The 15,470-nt window shown below is 71.4% G+C and carries 11 protein-coding genes; 5 read left to right on the top strand and 6 right to left on the bottom strand.

Annotation, left to right across the window (positions count from 1 at the left end):
* The first annotated feature begins 18 nt into the window (after positions 1 to 18).
* Positions 19 to 2,871: a bifunctional glycosyltransferase family 2 protein/CDP-glycerol:glycerophosphate glycerophosphotransferase gene (locus AB0K21_RS01645; protein ID WP_364147004.1), complete on the top strand. Its 2,853-nt coding sequence runs from the start codon at positions 19 to 21 to the stop codon at positions 2,869 to 2,871.
* A complete protein-coding gene (locus tag AB0K21_RS01640; RefSeq protein WP_343968164.1) occupies positions 2,868 to 3,995 on the top strand; it encodes a glycosyltransferase in 1,128 nt (375 codons plus the stop codon). Before AB0K21_RS01645 ends, AB0K21_RS01640 begins: the two co-directional genes overlap by 4 nt.
* On the opposite strand, the gene AB0K21_RS01635 is transcribed toward AB0K21_RS01640, so the two are convergent.
* Positions 3,935 to 5,575, bottom strand: coding sequence for a hypothetical protein (locus tag AB0K21_RS01635; RefSeq protein WP_364147001.1), 1,641 nt, complete (start codon positions 5,573 to 5,575; stop codon positions 3,935 to 3,937). The genes AB0K21_RS01640 and AB0K21_RS01635 overlap by 61 nt on opposite strands.
* 181 nt (positions 5,576 to 5,756) lie before the next feature.
* On the opposite strand from AB0K21_RS01635, the gene AB0K21_RS01630 reads away from it, so the two are divergent.
* Positions 5,757 to 6,575 (top strand): polysaccharide deacetylase family protein, encoded by an 819-nt coding sequence (locus AB0K21_RS01630; RefSeq protein WP_343968171.1) that lies wholly within the window; start codon positions 5,757 to 5,759, stop codon positions 6,573 to 6,575.
* On the opposite strand, the gene AB0K21_RS01625 is transcribed toward AB0K21_RS01630, so the two are convergent.
* The 3 genes from AB0K21_RS01625 to AB0K21_RS01615 form a co-directional block, all read right to left on the bottom strand.
* Entirely contained in the window at positions 6,479 to 7,819 is a 1,341-nt protein-coding gene (locus AB0K21_RS01625) for an acyltransferase (RefSeq protein ID WP_343968173.1), read from the bottom strand. The genes AB0K21_RS01630 and AB0K21_RS01625 overlap by 97 nt on opposite strands.
* Positions 7,820 to 7,888: 69 nt before the next feature.
* Positions 7,889 to 9,439 (bottom strand): glutamine-hydrolyzing GMP synthase, encoded by a 1,551-nt coding sequence (gene guaA / locus AB0K21_RS01620; protein ID WP_343968175.1) that lies wholly within the window; start codon positions 9,437 to 9,439, stop codon positions 7,889 to 7,891.
* Positions 9,440 to 9,496: 57 nt separating this feature from the next.
* A complete protein-coding gene (locus AB0K21_RS01615) occupies positions 9,497 to 10,330 on the bottom strand; it encodes an SDR family NAD(P)-dependent oxidoreductase (protein WP_343968176.1) in 834 nt (277 codons plus the stop codon).
* A gap of 146 nt (positions 10,331 to 10,476) precedes the next feature.
* Here AB0K21_RS01615 and AB0K21_RS01610 point away from each other — a divergent pair, with 146 nt between their 5' ends.
* Positions 10,477 to 11,223, top strand: coding sequence for an SDR family oxidoreductase (locus tag AB0K21_RS01610; protein ID WP_343968178.1), 747 nt, complete (start codon positions 10,477 to 10,479; stop codon positions 11,221 to 11,223).
* Between the two features lie 172 nt (positions 11,224 to 11,395).
* On the opposite strand, the gene AB0K21_RS01605 is transcribed toward AB0K21_RS01610, so the two are convergent.
* On the bottom strand, positions 11,396 to 12,943 hold the full coding sequence (locus AB0K21_RS01605; protein ID WP_364146996.1) for a DUF885 family protein: 1,548 nt from the start codon (positions 12,941 to 12,943) through the stop codon (positions 11,396 to 11,398).
* Positions 12,944 to 13,130: 187 nt separating this feature from the next.
* On the bottom strand, positions 13,131 to 14,528 hold the full coding sequence (locus AB0K21_RS01600) for a pyridoxal-dependent decarboxylase (protein WP_364146993.1): 1,398 nt from the start codon (positions 14,526 to 14,528) through the stop codon (positions 13,131 to 13,133).
* A gap of 396 nt (positions 14,529 to 14,924) precedes the next feature.
* On the opposite strand from AB0K21_RS01600, the gene AB0K21_RS01595 reads away from it, so the two are divergent.
* The gene (locus AB0K21_RS01595; protein ID WP_343968183.1) at positions 14,925 to 15,461 is read left to right on the top strand and encodes a hypothetical protein; all 537 of its coding nucleotides are present in this window, start codon (positions 14,925 to 14,927) and stop codon (positions 15,459 to 15,461) included.
* Positions 15,462 to 15,470 lie beyond the last annotated feature (9 nt).

Here is a 15,470-nt window from a genome sequence, read left to right as displayed (position 1 = left end):
GCCCTGGAGTTGCGCATCATGACACAGCGTTACACGGTCCCGGACGTCAGCGTGATCGTCATCACCTACAACGACGCGCCCCGGTTACCCCGGGCGGTACGCTCCGTACTCGACCAGACGCTCAAGAACCTCGAAGTGATCGTCGTGGACGACTGCTCGGGCGACGACACCCCCGCGGTGGCCAAGGCGCTCGCCGAGGAGGACGGCCGGGTCCGCTACGTGCGGCTGCCCGCCAACAGCGGCGGTTGCGGCGCCCCCCGCAACGCGGGCATGGACGTCGCCCGCGCGCCCTTCCTGATGTTCCTCGACAGTGACGACGAGTTGCCCAGGCACGCCTGCAAGAGCCTGCTGCTGGAGGCGGAGGCGACCGGCGCCGACTTCGTCATGGGCACCGTGGAACGCGTCGACGAGGCGAGTGGCGCCGTCACCCTCTGGTACCCCCGGCTGTTCGCGGAGCGCCGGATCGTGGACGACATCCGCGCCGAACCCGAACTCCTCTTCAACTGCCTGGCCACCAACAAGCTGTACCGGCGGACCTTCCTGGACGGCACCGGCATCCGGTTCCACGAGGACATCCACCACGAGGACATCGTCTGGTCGACGGAGCTGTTCTGCCGCAGCAAGCTGTTCGCCGTCGTCCCGTGGCCCGTCTACCGCTGGCTGCTCGCCGCCACGCCCGCGACCAGGTCGATCTCGTCGCGGCGGCACGAGCTGGAGAACGTGCGCCAGCGCGTCACGGCCGCCGTGCTGAGCGACCGCGTGCTGACCGCCACCCACTCCCTCGATCTCAAGGAGGACAAGGACTTCCGCTTCCTCTCCCACGACCTCCGCCTCTACCTGGGCGACCTGCCCCAGCGCGACCCGGCGTGGATCGCCGAGTTCGCCGACCTCGTCATCCCGTACGTGGACACGCTCGAACCCGCGGCGATCAAGCGGCTGAGCAGGGCCGAGCGGGTCTGCCTCCAGCTCGTCCGCGAGCGGCGCGGCGCCGAGGCGGCGCTCGCCGCCGTCGAGCTGGGGGCCAGGCACTCGGTGCCGCCCCGGGCGGTCACCGCGGAAGGCGGGCGGGTGTTCTGGGGGGCGACGCCCCCGCTGAGCGAGCAGGGCAGGAGCGAGCTGGACGTCACCGAGCTGCACCTGGCGGAGCAACCGCTGGCCGGCGCGCTGCTCCGGCACGAGCTCGTCGACCTGAAGGCGTCGAGGGACGAGGTCCGGTTGCGCCTGCGGACCTACGACCCCGGCCGGGTGCTCGACGGCCGCTCGCTGACCGCCTGGCTGCACATCGGCGGCAGGAAGAAGACGATCGCCGCGATCCCCTTCGAGCCGGCACCCGTCGCGACCGAGCCGCCCCGGGGAGCGCGGGAGCGTCAAGGGCTGGAAGGACAGTGGGACCCGGAGGAGGCGGAGGGCACCCGGATCCCCGAGGGGACGGGCATCCTGGAGGCGACGGTGTCGATCTCCCTGCCCGAGCTGGACTGGCCGGACAACGCCGTCAGGCCGCAGGCGGTCACGATCTCGCTCCACGAGGGTGAGCGCCGCAACACCAGGCCCCTGCTGGCGCCCCCCAGCCTGTCGTTCACCTCCGTGGGCACGGTGGGCACGGGCCGCCTGGTCCTGGAGGCGTCCGCCGACCTCCCGTTCCGGCTCGTGGCGCGCAGGCTCGGCCATGTGCCCGCGCGACGCCTGCCGAGCATGGCGGAGCTCTGCCAACACCTGCTGTCCGACCTGGCCACCCCCCGCAACCTGGGTCGCTTCTACCGGCTGGTCAGCGCGACGGTGCCGGTCAACCGCCGCCTGGTGCTCTTCGAGTCCGCCGAGGGGAGCGGCTACACCGGCAACCCGCGCTACGTCTACGAGGAGCTGCAGCGGCGCGCGGGCGGCCTGCGCGCGGTCTGGTCCCACGCGGGCGTCCCCGAGCGCTTTCCCGAGGACGTCGACCTCGTCCGGCGCGACACCTTCCGCTACGCCTGGACCCTGGCGCGCGCCGGCTACTGGGTGGACAGCCACAACCTCCCCTACTGCTACCGCAAGCGCAAGGGCACCCGATACCTGCAGACCTGGCACGGCCAGGTGTTCAAGAAGATGGGGCTGGACGAGCCCCGCCACCGGACGCAGCCCGCCCTGGCCAGGAAGTACGCCGAGGCGGTGGCGCGCTGGGACATGCTGCTCACCCCGGGCCGCGACTTCCGCCGGGACTTCGCCGAGGCCAGCGGCTTCAAGGGCGAGCTGTTGCACGTCGGCTACCCGCGTACCGACGTGCTGGTGCGGCACGCCGAACCGGCGCAGCGCGAGCGGGCGCGGCGGGTCAGGGAGTTCTTCGAGGTCCCGGCCGGAAAGCGGGTGGTCCTCTACGCGCCCACCTACCGCGACAACGGGCGTTTCAGCGGCGAGTCACTCCGGATCGACCTGCCGGCCCTCGCCGCCACACTCCGCCCGGACTGGGTGATCCTGGTCCGCGCCCACCCCTACGACCGCTTCACGGTGCCCGACCCGCTCGGCTGGCTGGCCCGGGACGCCTCGGCGTATCCCGAGGTCAACGACCTGATGCTGGCCTCCGACGTGCTGGTGACGGACTACTCCTCGATCATGTTCGACTATGCCTGCCTCGGCCGGCCGATCCTCTACTACGTCGACGACCACGAACGCTACGCCGCCGCCCAGCGGGGGGTCTGCTTCGACCTGGCCGAGGTCGCCCCCGGGCCGCTGCTGCGCGACCCGGGCGAACTCGCCGCCGCGCTGGAGGAGCTCGGTGAGATCACCGAGCGGTACGGGCGACGCTACGCGGAGTTCCGCGACCGCTGGTGCGGCCTCGACGACGGGCAGGCGAGCGGCAAGGTCGTGGACGCCTTCTTCCCGGAGGTCGTGCGATGAGAGCGCGAAACGTCATCTTCCTCAGCACCGACGGCGACTCGATGGGCGGGTCCCAGCGGGTCATCCACACCCTGGCCCAGGGCCTCGCCACCCGCGGGCACCGGGTGAGGTTGGTCAGCATCAACCCCTCCAGGCAGCCGCACACCTACTTCGCCGACCCCCTCTACCGGCACGCCACGCTGTACGACACGCCCGCCCCCGAGGCCGCCCCCCGCTCGCTCCCGTGGCGCAGGGCGAAGGCGCGGCGGACCCCGGAGGAGATCGCCACCGCCAGGCAGCGGCTGCTCCGGCTGACCGACCGGATCGACCGCGGCTACCTGGTCATCGCCTCGCCCTGGGCCGCCCACTGGATCGCCGACCTGCCCATGCCGCACATCGCCAAGGTCGGCCAGTACCACCAGTCGTACGCCGAGGCCGTGGACTCCCCGAACCTTCGGTTGATCAAGAAGTACTACGCGCACCTCGACAAGGCGCTCTTCCTCTGCGACGACTACGCCGCGTCCTTCACCAACCACCGGCTCGCCAACTGCGGGACCATGCTGAACCCGGTCGGTGTCTTTCCCGAGAAGGCCGCCGCGCTGCGCAACCCGCGGATCGTCTCGGCGGGACGGCTGGTCAGGGTGAAGCGGATCGACCTGCTGATCGACGCCTTCGCCGCCGCGGCTCCCGCCGTCGCCGAACCGTGGGAGCTGCACATCATCGGCGACGGGCCGCTCAGGGCGGCACTGGAGGCGCAGGCCGCCGAGACCGGCCTCGGCGACCGGATCGTCTTCCGCGGGCAGGTCGAGAACGTCGAGGCCGAGTACCTCGACGCCTCCATCGTCACCCTGAGCAGCGACTTCGAGGGGTGGGGGCTGGTCCTCGCCGAGGGCGCGGCCTGCGGGCTGCCCGCCGTGGCCTGCGACGCCTCGGCGGGGGTCAGGACGCTGGTCGCGGACGGCGACAACGGCGTGCTGGCCGAACCCGGGAACGCGGGGAGCTTCGCCGCCGCCCTGGAGCGCCTCATGTCCGACGCCGAGTTGCGCGGGCGGATGGGGGCCAGGGGCAGGGAACGGATGAGGGCCTACCGGCTGCCCCGCGTCCTGGACCGCTGGGAGGCGCTGTTCGACGAGATCGACCGCTGACGCGGCGGTGTCCACATCTCCCGCGCCTCCCGCAGCAGGAGCGGCACGAACAGGACACCGACGAAGATCGGCGCCACCATGAACCGGAAGTCCGGCGCGGTGTTGGTGAGGATCACGCCGAGCTGCTGTCCCGCGACCACGGCCGCCCCCGCGAGCGCCGCCCCGCTCCCGGTCCGCCGCCAGGCGAGCGCGGCCGCCGCGTAGCCGAGGTAGCACCAGAAGGGCGCCCGCCAGAGCAGCCACTCAAGCTGCCTGACCGTGCTCGCGTCCAGCGCGGACAGCCCGGCGGCCCGCAGACCGGCGGAGAACGGCCGCTGCCGCATCGCCGAGGCCGCCGGGGTGCCCTCCCAGCCGTCGGGGAGCCGGGGATCGCGCAGCGAGAAGCGATAGAGCTCGCCGCCGGGCTCGCCCGAGGTCGAACCGACCTGCCAGGCGAGCGCGGCGCGGCAGACCCGGGCGCTCAGCAGCACACCGGGCGCGCGGACCAGCAGCCCGCGCCAGAGTTCCAGCACCTCGGAGATCCGCTGCTCGGCCCGCGAGTGGCTGAAGGCGGGGTCGAAGAAGACGCGCGCCATGGTCTGGCAGGTCGCCCCCCGCCGCCAGGCGCGCAGCGGGGCGATCGTGGCGAGGAGCGTCCGCTGCTCGCGGTCGAAGAGCCGGGGGCGCTCCCCGTACGCCACGGCGAGATCGCCGAACACCGTCTGGTAGGCGAACGAGCGGGACGGCGGCGCGATGCCCATCGCCGGGTAGCCGGCGCCCAGCAACAGCAGCGGCGTCGCCACCGCCGCCGCGGCCACCGCCGCCAGCGGGCGGCGGGCCGCGGGCAGCAGCGGGAGCAGCAGGATCGCGGCGATCAGCGCGACGAGGAAGCCGTTGTTCCTGAACAACCCCAGCCCGGCGAGTTCGGCACCGAGGGCGGCCAGCCGCGGATCCCAGGTCCACCCGCCCTTGAGCACCCTGTTCCTGAGCGTGTCCCGCGCCCCGGTCGCGAGCCGCACAGCGGCCGGCCCGGTCGCGAGCCGCACGGCGGTGCCCGCGGCCAGCACCGCGCACACCGTGAACGGCACGTCCTTCCACATCGTCACCGTGAAGGCGCCGAGCGGCGGTGACAGCACCGCGCATCCCAGCGCCGCGAGCAGCCCGCGCCCGCGCACGCCCAGCGACCTGAGCGCGCCCGCGAGGTGGGCCAGCGCGGCGGCCATCGCCGCCGTCTGCGCGAGGGTGACCGGGGACAGGTCGCCGGTCACCTTCAGCGAGAGGCCGAGCAGGGCGTCGTAGGCGACCGACTGGCCGGCCACCCAGGGACCCGTCGTGACGTGCGCGACGTAGGTGACGGAGTCCGGGCTCATCAACCCGGGATGGAGGGCGAGCCACCAGCCGAGCAGCACGAGCTGGCCGGTCGCGTAACAGGCGAGGGTGAACCGCCGGTCGCGGGTGTCGCGGACACCGCCCCGCCTCCTCTCGGCCGAGGGCGGCTCCACCGTGGCGATCGTCATGCTCTCCCCAGCGTTTTCCGGCAGGGGGCCGTTGCCCATCATCGGGCGGCGGCGGGACGCGCCCACGCCGCTATACACAGTCATGACCTGGGGAAACAGCAAGTTTGCTGGAGGGTGCGCGGGGTGCCGCGATCACCGGAGCATATGGGCTTTCACAGGACATTGTGACGCTTCAGCCCCAGGAGCCATCAGGCACCTCGATAGGATGCCCATTCGACCGACGTCGATTTGACCCGGAGATCCCCTCATGAAGTCTCCTGTCCGAATGTTGCTGGCCACATCCTGTGCGCTGGCCATGATCGCTACCCCGACCGCCGCGTGGAGCGCGGAACAGCCCAAACCGACGGCCAAGGCTGCGAGCAAGGCCAAGCCCGCACCCAAGCCCGTGCCGGTGGACTGCGCGAAGGTCAAGTGCATCGCGCTGACCTTCGACGACGGCCCCGGCAAGTACGCCGACAAGCTGCTCGACACCTTCAAGAAGTACAACTCCAAGGCGACGTTCTTCCTTGAGGGTCAGTACGTGAAGTCCCGCCCCGCGTTCGCCAAGCGGATGGTCGCCGAGGGCCACGACATCGGCAACCACAGCTACAGCCACCCGCACCTGCGGGAGCTGTCCGAGGACAAGATCCGCGAGGAGCTGACCAAGACCCAGGACATCGTCAAGAAGTCCACCGGGAAGTACCCGACGACGATCCGGCCGCCCTACGGCGAGTTCGACCAGCGGGTCGCGGCGATCGCCGCCGAGATGGGCATGCCGATCGTGCTGTGGAACGGCGGCTCCCGCGACTGGGCGACCAGGAACGAGAAGGCCATCTACGACGAGGTGCTCAAGAACGCCAAGCGTGACGGGGTCATCCTCATGCACGACTGGGTCGAGCAGACGGTCAAGGTGATGCCGAAGCTGCTGACCGCGCTGCAGAAGCAGGGCTACCACATGGTGGCGGTCTCCTCGCTGCGCGGCGCCAAGACCACGAAGGCCGGAGAGGTCTACCCCGTCGGCTCCGAGAAGGACGAGGACCTGACCTCCGAGTCGCCCACCGGCGACCCGGACGACTTCGCGGAGTCGCCCGAGGACGGCAGCTGAGCCGCCCCACCCGAGGACGCCCTCCTGGCCATCTCGGCTGAGGGCGTCCTCTCGGCGATCTCGTCCGCGGACCGCCGCCGAGCCAGCCGCCTGCCCAGCTCCTGCATGGGAAGCTCCACGTAGCGGTAGGTGAGCAGGCTCAGGCCGAGCACCACCAGCACGAACGCCGCGGACAGGGAGAGCTGCAGCACCGGCCCGGCCTCCCGCACGTCCCCGACAACGATGTGCGCGATCCGCAGCAGCGGGTGATGCAGCAGGTAGACCGAGTAGCTGACCAGCCCCAGCCAGACGAGGAACCTGGGCAGCCGGCGCCCGCGCAGGGCCATCGCGCCCGCGAACGACACCCCGGCCAGCGCCATGGTGACGAACCACGGCCCCGGCTGCACCCACCACCAGCCGGCCTGCTCCGACCAGACCGGGGCCAGCGCCACGAGCACCGTCGCGACCGCCACCGGCCAGAGGGCCCCCTCTCCGTGCTCCCAGCGACGGATCGCGGTTCCGGCGAACATCACCGCGAGAATCGCCGCCCCCAGCCACGGCACGAAACCGGAGAAGATCAGCAGCACCACGGCCATCGCCCCGAGGACATACGCGGCGATCTTCGTGAACCGCCCGCCGATCAGGCAGGCCAGGCCCGCGAAGAACAGCACGCCGGACACGTACGCGGGCCAGTAGCCCTTCATCGGCGGCGCCGTCAGCACCAGCCCCGCCACGACCGCGACCGCCCCGAAGCCGATGGCGAAGGCACCGCTCGCGCGGTGCACCCCGCCGACGAACAGCGCGGTGACGATCAGGTAGAAGACCATCTCGTACGAGAGCGTCCACATGGTGTCGGCCAGGCCGCCCAGGTGCACCACGTCCAGCAGCATCGTGGCGTGCGCGGACACCGAGGCCAGGTCCCTGGGCACCTGCTCGCGGACGGGCATCCAGATCGCCATGACCAGGACGCCCACCGCGACCAGCAGGTAGATCGGGTAGAGCCGGAACACGCGGCTGATCCAGAAGGCCCGCACATCACCCCGCCGCTCCAGCGAAACCGGGATGATGTACCCGCTGACCAGGAAGAACACCAGGACGCCGTACATCCCGAGGTTGAACCAGTACGGCCGCAGGGCGGGCATGAACCAGGGCAGCATGTGCTCCAGCAACACGGCGACCGCGCCGATCCCACGCAGCGCGTCGAGCCACGCCAGACGGGGAACGGGGGTCCTGGCGGAGCTCGCGCCGATCAGTGGGGAGGACACCCGCACCAACCTACCCCTCGGCACCCCGGGAAACCCCGCCATCGGCGGCAGCCGTCCCCCGCCGGGCGCCTACTCCCACTCGATGGTGCCCGGGGGCTTGCTGGTCACGTCCAGCACCACCCTGTTGACCTCGCGGACCTCGTTGGTGATGCGGGTGGAGATGCGGGCGAGCACGTCGTAGGGGACGCGGGACCAGTCGGCGGTCATGGCGTCCTCGCTGGAGACCGGGCGCAGCACGATCGGGTGGCCGTAGGTGCGGCCGTCGCCCTGGACGCCCACCGAGCGGACGTCGGCGAGCAGCACGACCGGGCACTGCCAGATCTCCCGGTCCAGCCCGGCGCGGGAGAGCTCCTCGCGGGCGATGGCGTCCGCCTCGCGGAGGATCTCCAGGCGCTCCCGGCTGACCGCGCCGACGATGCGGATGCCCAGCCCCGGACCGGGGAACGGCTGGCGCCAGACCATGGAGGCGGGCAGGCCCAGCTCCTCGCCGGCCCGGCGGACCTCGTCCTTGAACAGCGCGCGGAGCGGCTCCACCAGCGAGAACTGGAGATCGTCGGGGAGACCTCCGACATTGTGGTGGGACTTGATGTTGGCGGTGCCGGTGCCGCCGCCCGACTCGACCACGTCGGGGTAGAGCGTGCCCTGGACGAGGAAGTCGACGGGGCCGTCGGCGATGATGGCGCGCTGCTCGTCCTCGAAGACCCTGATGAACTCGCGGCCGATGATCTTGCGCTTCTCCTCGGGGTCGGTCACCCCTTCCAGTGCCTTCAGGAAGCGCTCCTGGGCGTCGGCCACCCGGAGCTTGACCCCGGTGACGGCCACGAAGTCGCGCTCGACCTGCTCGGCCTCGCCCTTGCGCAGCAGCCCGTGGTCGACGAAGACGCAGGTCAGACGGTCACCGATAGCCCGCTGGACCATGGCGGCGGCCACCGCGGAGTCGACGCCGCCGGAAAGCCCGCAGATGGCGCGGCCCTCGGGGCCGATCTGGGCGCGGATCGCCTCGACCGCGTCCTCGACGATGTTGAGCATCGTCCAGGAGGGGCGGCAGCCCGCGGCGGCCAGGAAGTGCTTCAGCACCGCCTGGCCGTGCTCGGAGTGCAGGACCTCGGGGTGGAACTGGACACCGTACAGGCCCAGCTCGGGGTTCTCGAAGGCGGCGACGGGCGTCTCGGCGGTCGCGGCGGTGACCGTGAAACCCTCGGGGGCGGCCGAGACGCTGTCCCCGTGGGACATCCAGACCGACTGCTTCGCGGGCAGCCCCGCGAAGAGCACGCCGTGCTCGCCCACCTCCAGGTGGGTGCCGCCGTACTCGGCGGTGCCGGTCCTGGCCACCTCCCCGCCCAACTCCTGGGCCATGACCTGGAAGCCGTAGCAGATGCCGAAGGTCGGCACGCCGGTGCCGAACAGGCCCTCGGGGGCGGCCGGGGCACCCTCGGCGTACACCGACGAGGGGCCACCGGACAGGATGATGGCCTTGGGCTTCTTGGCCATCATCTCCTCCACCGGCATCGTCGACGGGACGATCTCGGAGTAGACGTGGCATTCACGTACCCTTCGCGCGATCAGCTGCGCGTACTGCGCGCCGAAATCGACGACCAGGACCGTGTCGAACTCAGACACCAAGACCCCCAAAAGGAACAGAGCGGTGGTCCCAGTCTATCGGCGCCCGTCGGCGTGCTACTCGTAGACGGGAAACGGGGGCAGCGCTCCCGCGAGCAGGGCCTCGGTCTGCTCGCGCAGGCCGGCCGCGTAGCCGGAATGGGTGAAGACCAGGAAACGCTCCTGGCGGATGGCCGCCACCGCGGCGAGCGCCACCTGTTCGGGGTCGATGCCCCGTTCCACCAGACCGTCGATGATCTCAGCGGAGGCCACCTCGTCCTCGGTAGGCCCGGCGACCGTGAGATTCTCCGGCCTGACCCGTTCCGAGCGGTTGATGCCGGTCCGTACCCCGCCCGGGCAGAGCGCGGTCACCCGGAGCTTGGAGCCGGCCATCGCGAGGTCCTGGGCGAGGGACTGCGAGGCGGCGAACGCGGCGTACTTCGAGACCGAGTAGGCGCCGGAGAACGGCGCGGCGAACAGCCCCGAGACCGAGACGGTGTTGAGGATGTGGCCCTCGGTGTCCTGGGCGATCATACGGGGGACGAAGGCCCGGATCCCGTGGAGCACACCCCAGAGGTTCACCCCGAGCAGCCAGGCGAAGTCCTCGGGCTCCCTGGTCCACATCTGGCCGCCCTGGAAGACCCCCGCGTTGTTGCACAGCACGTGGACCGCGCCCAGCTCGCCGAAGGTCCGGTCGGCGAGGTGCTGCACGGCCGCCGGATCGGAGACGTCGGTGATCTCGGTGAGCACCTTGACCCCCTCCACCAGCGAGGCGGTCTCCGCGAGAGGGCCCGGGTCGACGTCGGCGAGCATGAGGGCCATCCCCTCCGCCGCCAGGCCCAGTGCGAGCGCCCGGCCGATCCCGCTGCCCGCCCCGGTGACGACCGCGATCTTGTCTGACAGTTCACGCATGGCGTTTCCTCCACCCTGACGGTTCCCGCATCGTGTTACCTCTAACTGACGGTTCACGTATCGCGCCGTCCCCGGCCGCACCATACCTAGCGGCCGCTTGGCCACAAAGCTAACGTGTGGCTCACCACCAGTCGAGGAGGCAGGCCATGGCAGGTACCGGAGTCGTCGTCACCGGCGGAGCGTCAGGGATCGGCAGGGCCTGCGCGCTCGCGCTCGCCGAGGCCGGGCGCCCGGTCGCGATCTGGGATCTCGACGAGACGGGTGCCAAGGAGACCGCCTCCTTCGTCGCCATGAACGGCGCCCCGGCGATCGCCGTCACCGTCGACGTCACCGACGCCTCGTCCTTTCCCGCCGCGGTCGCCACCAGCCGCGACGCCCTGGGGGCGATCGGCGGCCTCGTGCACGCGGCCGGGATCGCGGCCCCCCTGGGCGTCGGCGAGCTGACCGAGGCGGCCTGGGACGCGGTGCTCAACGTCAACCTGCGCGCCCACGCCCTGCTGGTCAAGGCCCTGCTTCCGGACCTGCGCAGGCACGAGGGCTCCGCGGTCGTCGGCATCTCCTCGGTCGAGGGCCTGGTCGGGCAGGCGTTCATCCCGGCCTACTGCTCTTCCAAGGCGGGCATGCTCGGCCTGACCCGCTCGATGGCCCACGAGCTGGCGCCGATCCGGATCAACGCCGTCTGCCCCGGCTACATCGACACCCCCATGCTGGTCAAAGCCACCGGCGGCGACCAGAGCTTCATGGAGTCCTTCGAACGCAAGTCCCTCTTCCACCGCCTCGGCCGCCCCGGGGAGGTCGCCGCGGCCGTACGGTTCCTGCTGAGCGACGAGGCGTCCTTCATCACCGGCACCCACCTGGTCGTCGACGGCGGCGCCACGGCCGTCGACCGCTGATCCCGCCGGTTAGCGCGCTTCGGTACGCCGTTCGGCCCGGCGGGAGCGGCGGCCTGGGCGATCGGTCGTCGATCTCCCGGCGGGCCGTCCCGGTACGGGCGTGCCCGGGAGGCCGCTCGACCTCACCGGAGCGCGGCAATGGAGGAAGGCACGCTCCGGCCTGGCACCGAGGTCACGGTGCTGGCCGACGGTCACCGGGGCGGGGCTGAAGGGCGTGGTCGAGGAGACCCAGGGGTGGGGAGCCGAGGTCGAACATCGCGGTGTGGAAGCGTTTGAGGCCGAAGTCCGAACCCCAGGCGGTCCTGGCGCGGTCCCGGAGGTCGAGGATCTCCAGCTTGCCCCAGGTGTAGCGGCCGTAGGTGGGGTCGAAGGTGGCCCGAGCCGCCTCGGAGAGCGCAGCCGGGCCGACGATGTGGGTGTCGGCGGCGAAGCGGCGGGCGCCCTCCTCGACGGTCATCGCACCGGAGTGCACGCCGATCGCGCAGGCCAGCCGGGTCACCCTGATCAGGGCCTCCAACCACACACCGATCTCGAAGCGCGGATCCTCCGGCGCGAAGCCCTCCTCGACGCAGAGCTCCTCCGCGTAGTGCGCCCAGCCCTCGGCGAAGGAGAGCGACATCAGCGTCCGCCGCACGTCGGAAGGGGCGTGGCGGAGCGCCCGGCTGTGTGAGAAGTGTCCGGGGGCGACCTCGTGCACGTTGATCGCGGGCAGCGTGGTCTCGCTGAAGACCTCCAGCCACTCCTCGACATCGCCCGGCGGCCACGAGAGGTCGGGCGGGGTGACGTGGTACCACGAGGGGCCGTCGGGCTCGCCGGGCGCCGACCAGCTCATCATGGCCATACCCCACCGGCGCGACTCGGGCGCGATGCCGACCAGGCACTCCCCGTCGTGGTAGGGCACCAGGTCCCTCTCCCGGGTGAAGTCGATCGCGCGCTCGGTGCCGATCGTGGCCGCCTCGATCACGCCCTCGGGACCGGGGTGCTGCCTGACCAGCTCGCGCGCGACCTCCAGCGGCTTGCGGTCGGCGAACCCCAGCGCGGCACAGGACTCCGTCAGCCGATCCATCAGCCGGTCGCGCTCGGCGTCGGAGCGTTCGGCGAGCCGTCCCAGGTCGACCGGGAGACCCTCGGCGGCGCTCATCAGCCGGGCGAGCCCCTCGGCACCGAGCGAGGCGTCCGGGTCGCCGGAGCGCGCGGCCTTCTCGACGTGCTCCACCAGCCGGGCGTGCGCCCGGAACGCCGCCTCGCGCACACTCTCCTTCGCGTCGCGGGGCACCCCGGCGGCCAGGCCGCGTACCGCGCCGAGCAGCGCGGTCGCGACGGGGGCGCTGAGCAGGTCGAGCGAGGCGATCGCGTTGTCCACCGCCTCCGGCCAGCGGGCGAGGTGGGCCTGCTTGGCGGCGTTCCGCTCGGCCTCGGGAGCGTACTCGCGGTCGTAGGTGGCCAGGTCCAGGTTGCCCACGTGCTCCATGGGGCTGCGCCGGTGCAGCTCCAGCTCGGCGAACTGCACCCGCGCGGCCTGCTCGAAGATCTGCAGGTGCGCCGCGTCATAGGGGTCCTCGGGCAGCGGCCCCTGACCCAGCGCGGCCAGCCCGGCGCGCACCCCCGCCGGCGACAGGTCCTGGATCAGGCCGTCGTACTCGTGCCGCCCGGCCATTTCCCGGACACCGGACACATTGAGATCGCATACCGCCCGCAGGCGCCCGTCGAGTTCGGTCATGGTCGCGACGCTATATCAGTACGGGCTCCGGGGGACCTGGCACGACAGCCCACGATCAGCCCGCGAGGCGACCTCACCCCGGCTACCAGGACAGGCCCCGAAACCCCATGGCAAGCCCGCAGAACGACCTCGACCCCGGATCCGGGGGCCAGGCCCGATTCAGCGCTTCTTTCCGGAATTCACCGGTTCACCGGCCCTCCTGGATTCGAGGATTCCCCAGCTCGGCGATCCGGTCGAGCAGCGCCTCCAGCGTCTTGTCGTCCGTGGCCGGGGCCATGACGGTCACCCGCAGGTGGCGGGCCCCGCCGATCTCCGCCGAGGTCAGCTGGAAGGCGCCGTCCGCCATCAGGCGCTCGCGGACGTCCACCGGGTCGCCGGTGCCGTACCTGAAGCAGACGATGTTGCTCTCCGGCTCGTACGGGCACTCGAAGCCCGGCCGCTCGCGGGCCAGTTCCCAGAAACGGTGCGCGGTGGCGTACCGCCGCGCGACGTGCTCGCCCAGGCCGCGCTCGCCCCGCCAGGCCAGGTTGAGGAAGATCTTCAGGCCCAGCTCGGCCTTGCTGCACTCCACGGTCCTGCCGATGAGGTCGAAGCCCTGCTCCCCGTAGAACAGGTAGCTGGCCCGCTGCTGGAAGGCCGCGTCCAGGTCGCCCTCGCGCCGGGTCAGCACCGCGGCGGCCAGGCTGGAGGTGCGCAGCATCTTGTGCGCGTCCCAGATCAGCGAGTCGGCGAGTTCGATCCCGTCGAGCAGGTGGCGGTGCTCGGCGGCCAGCAGCGCCGAGGCGCCGTGGGCGCCGTCCACGTGGAACCAGACATCGGCGGCGGCGCAGAACTCGCCGATCCCGCGCAGGTCGTCGTAGAGCCCGGTCCCGGTCGCGCAGGCGTTCGCCACCAGGGCCATCGGCCGCCGCCCGGCCTCGCGTACCCGTTCCAGGGCATCCGGCAGGCGGGCGACGTCGACCCTGCCGAGCCCGTCCACGTCCAGCGGCATGACCGCGCGCTCCCCCAGCCCGAGGATCGCGGCCGCGCGGCTGAGCGAGTAGTGCGCCGAGGCGGGGGCGAGCAGGGCGAGGTCACCGGGGACGCCGTCGGTCCACGCGCCGGGGGCGGCCGCCGCCCGTGCGGCCAGCAGCGCGGTCAGGTTGGCCAGCGAGCCACCGTGGGTGAGGACCCCGCCGCCCGCCTCGCCGAACCCGACCGTGTCCAGCATCCAGCGCAGCACCTCGAACTCGACGGTCGCCGCCGAGGCGCCCATCTCGTAGACCGCCATCGGGTTGTTGGCCGCGCCGTGCACGAAGTCGCCGAGCGCGGCGGGGAAGTCGGGCGCGGCGATCTGATGTCCCAGGTAGGCGGGGTGGTGCATCCGGGTGCCCTCGGCGAGGTAGCCGCGCAGGAACTCCCGGTACGCCTCCGCGGTCATTCCGCCCTCGCGGATCCACCGGGCCAGCCCGAGCCGCTCGGCCAGCTCGCCCGGGGGCCTGCGCCGGATGACCGGCACCGCCCCCGCCTGGCTCTCCGCCACGTAGGCGGCCAGCTCATCGACGGTCACCCCGGCCGCGCGGACGAACTCCTCAACATTCCACATCACATAGAAATCCTGGTCGAATCCACGACACCCCACCAAATGAGCCAAAAAGCGGTAGATCGGACCAACGAGACGGCCCTCAGCTACGAAGCGGCCTTCCACCCGATCAACTTATCTGTTCTGTAGAATTAACTCTACGTCAGGTATCATCATCTCCGCATGGATCGGCATCCCAGCAAGGAGATACGAGCGGCGATCGATTACATGATCGCCGCAGGCTGGAGGTCATGCATGGGGGCGCGCTTCATGTCCCGGTGGGCATCAGGGATGCAGGCCTCCCTCGTCCATCTGGTCGACACCGCGCTCCCCGGAGGCACACGCCAGGCGGCTGCGGCGTCTCGTCGACCAGTGCCCGCACGGGTTTGAGAACGAACTATCAGAGGGAGCGTGAGTCCCGTGACCGTCTACAGTTTCGAACTTCACTTCACGGCCCCGAGCGGCGAAACGGTGATCGACGCGCTGTACGAGGCCGGCTGGGACGACGCCACGGTGTCACTCGACCCGGCCACGGGCGGACCCGGCATCGCCTCGTTTGATCGTGAGGCGACCGGGGCGGTGGAGGCGATCGCGTCCGCGATCACCCAGGGGCGCTCGGTGGGGATCGAGGTGACCGGAGTAAGCGAGGACCTCGTGACGCTCGCCGAGATCGCCGACCGCACCGGCCGGAGCTTCGCCACAGCCGACCATTGGGCCGTCGGCCGCCGCGGGCCGGGAGGCTTTCCCGAGCCGAAGGTGCGGCGCCCCCGCGTGAGCCTCTGGTCGTGGGCGGAGGTGGCGACCTGGCTTCACAAGAACCGTCTTGCCGAGGTCTCGCCCATGGAGGTGGAACTCGCCGAGGTGTGCGAGATCGCGGATTCGCTCATCCGCGCCCGGCGCCTCCAACGGCGGCTTCCGGCAAAAGACCGCGAGCGCCTCTGTCACGCGATGGCCTGATGTCAGTCC

It is taken from the genome of Streptosporangium sp. NPDC049248, from assembly GCF_040678965.1.
Classification (GTDB): Bacteria; Actinomycetota; Actinomycetes; order Streptosporangiales; family Streptosporangiaceae; genus Streptosporangium; species Streptosporangium fukuiense.
The sequence above is the reverse complement of the archived record's forward strand: the minus strand, read 5'-3'. Positions and strand labels throughout refer to the sequence as shown.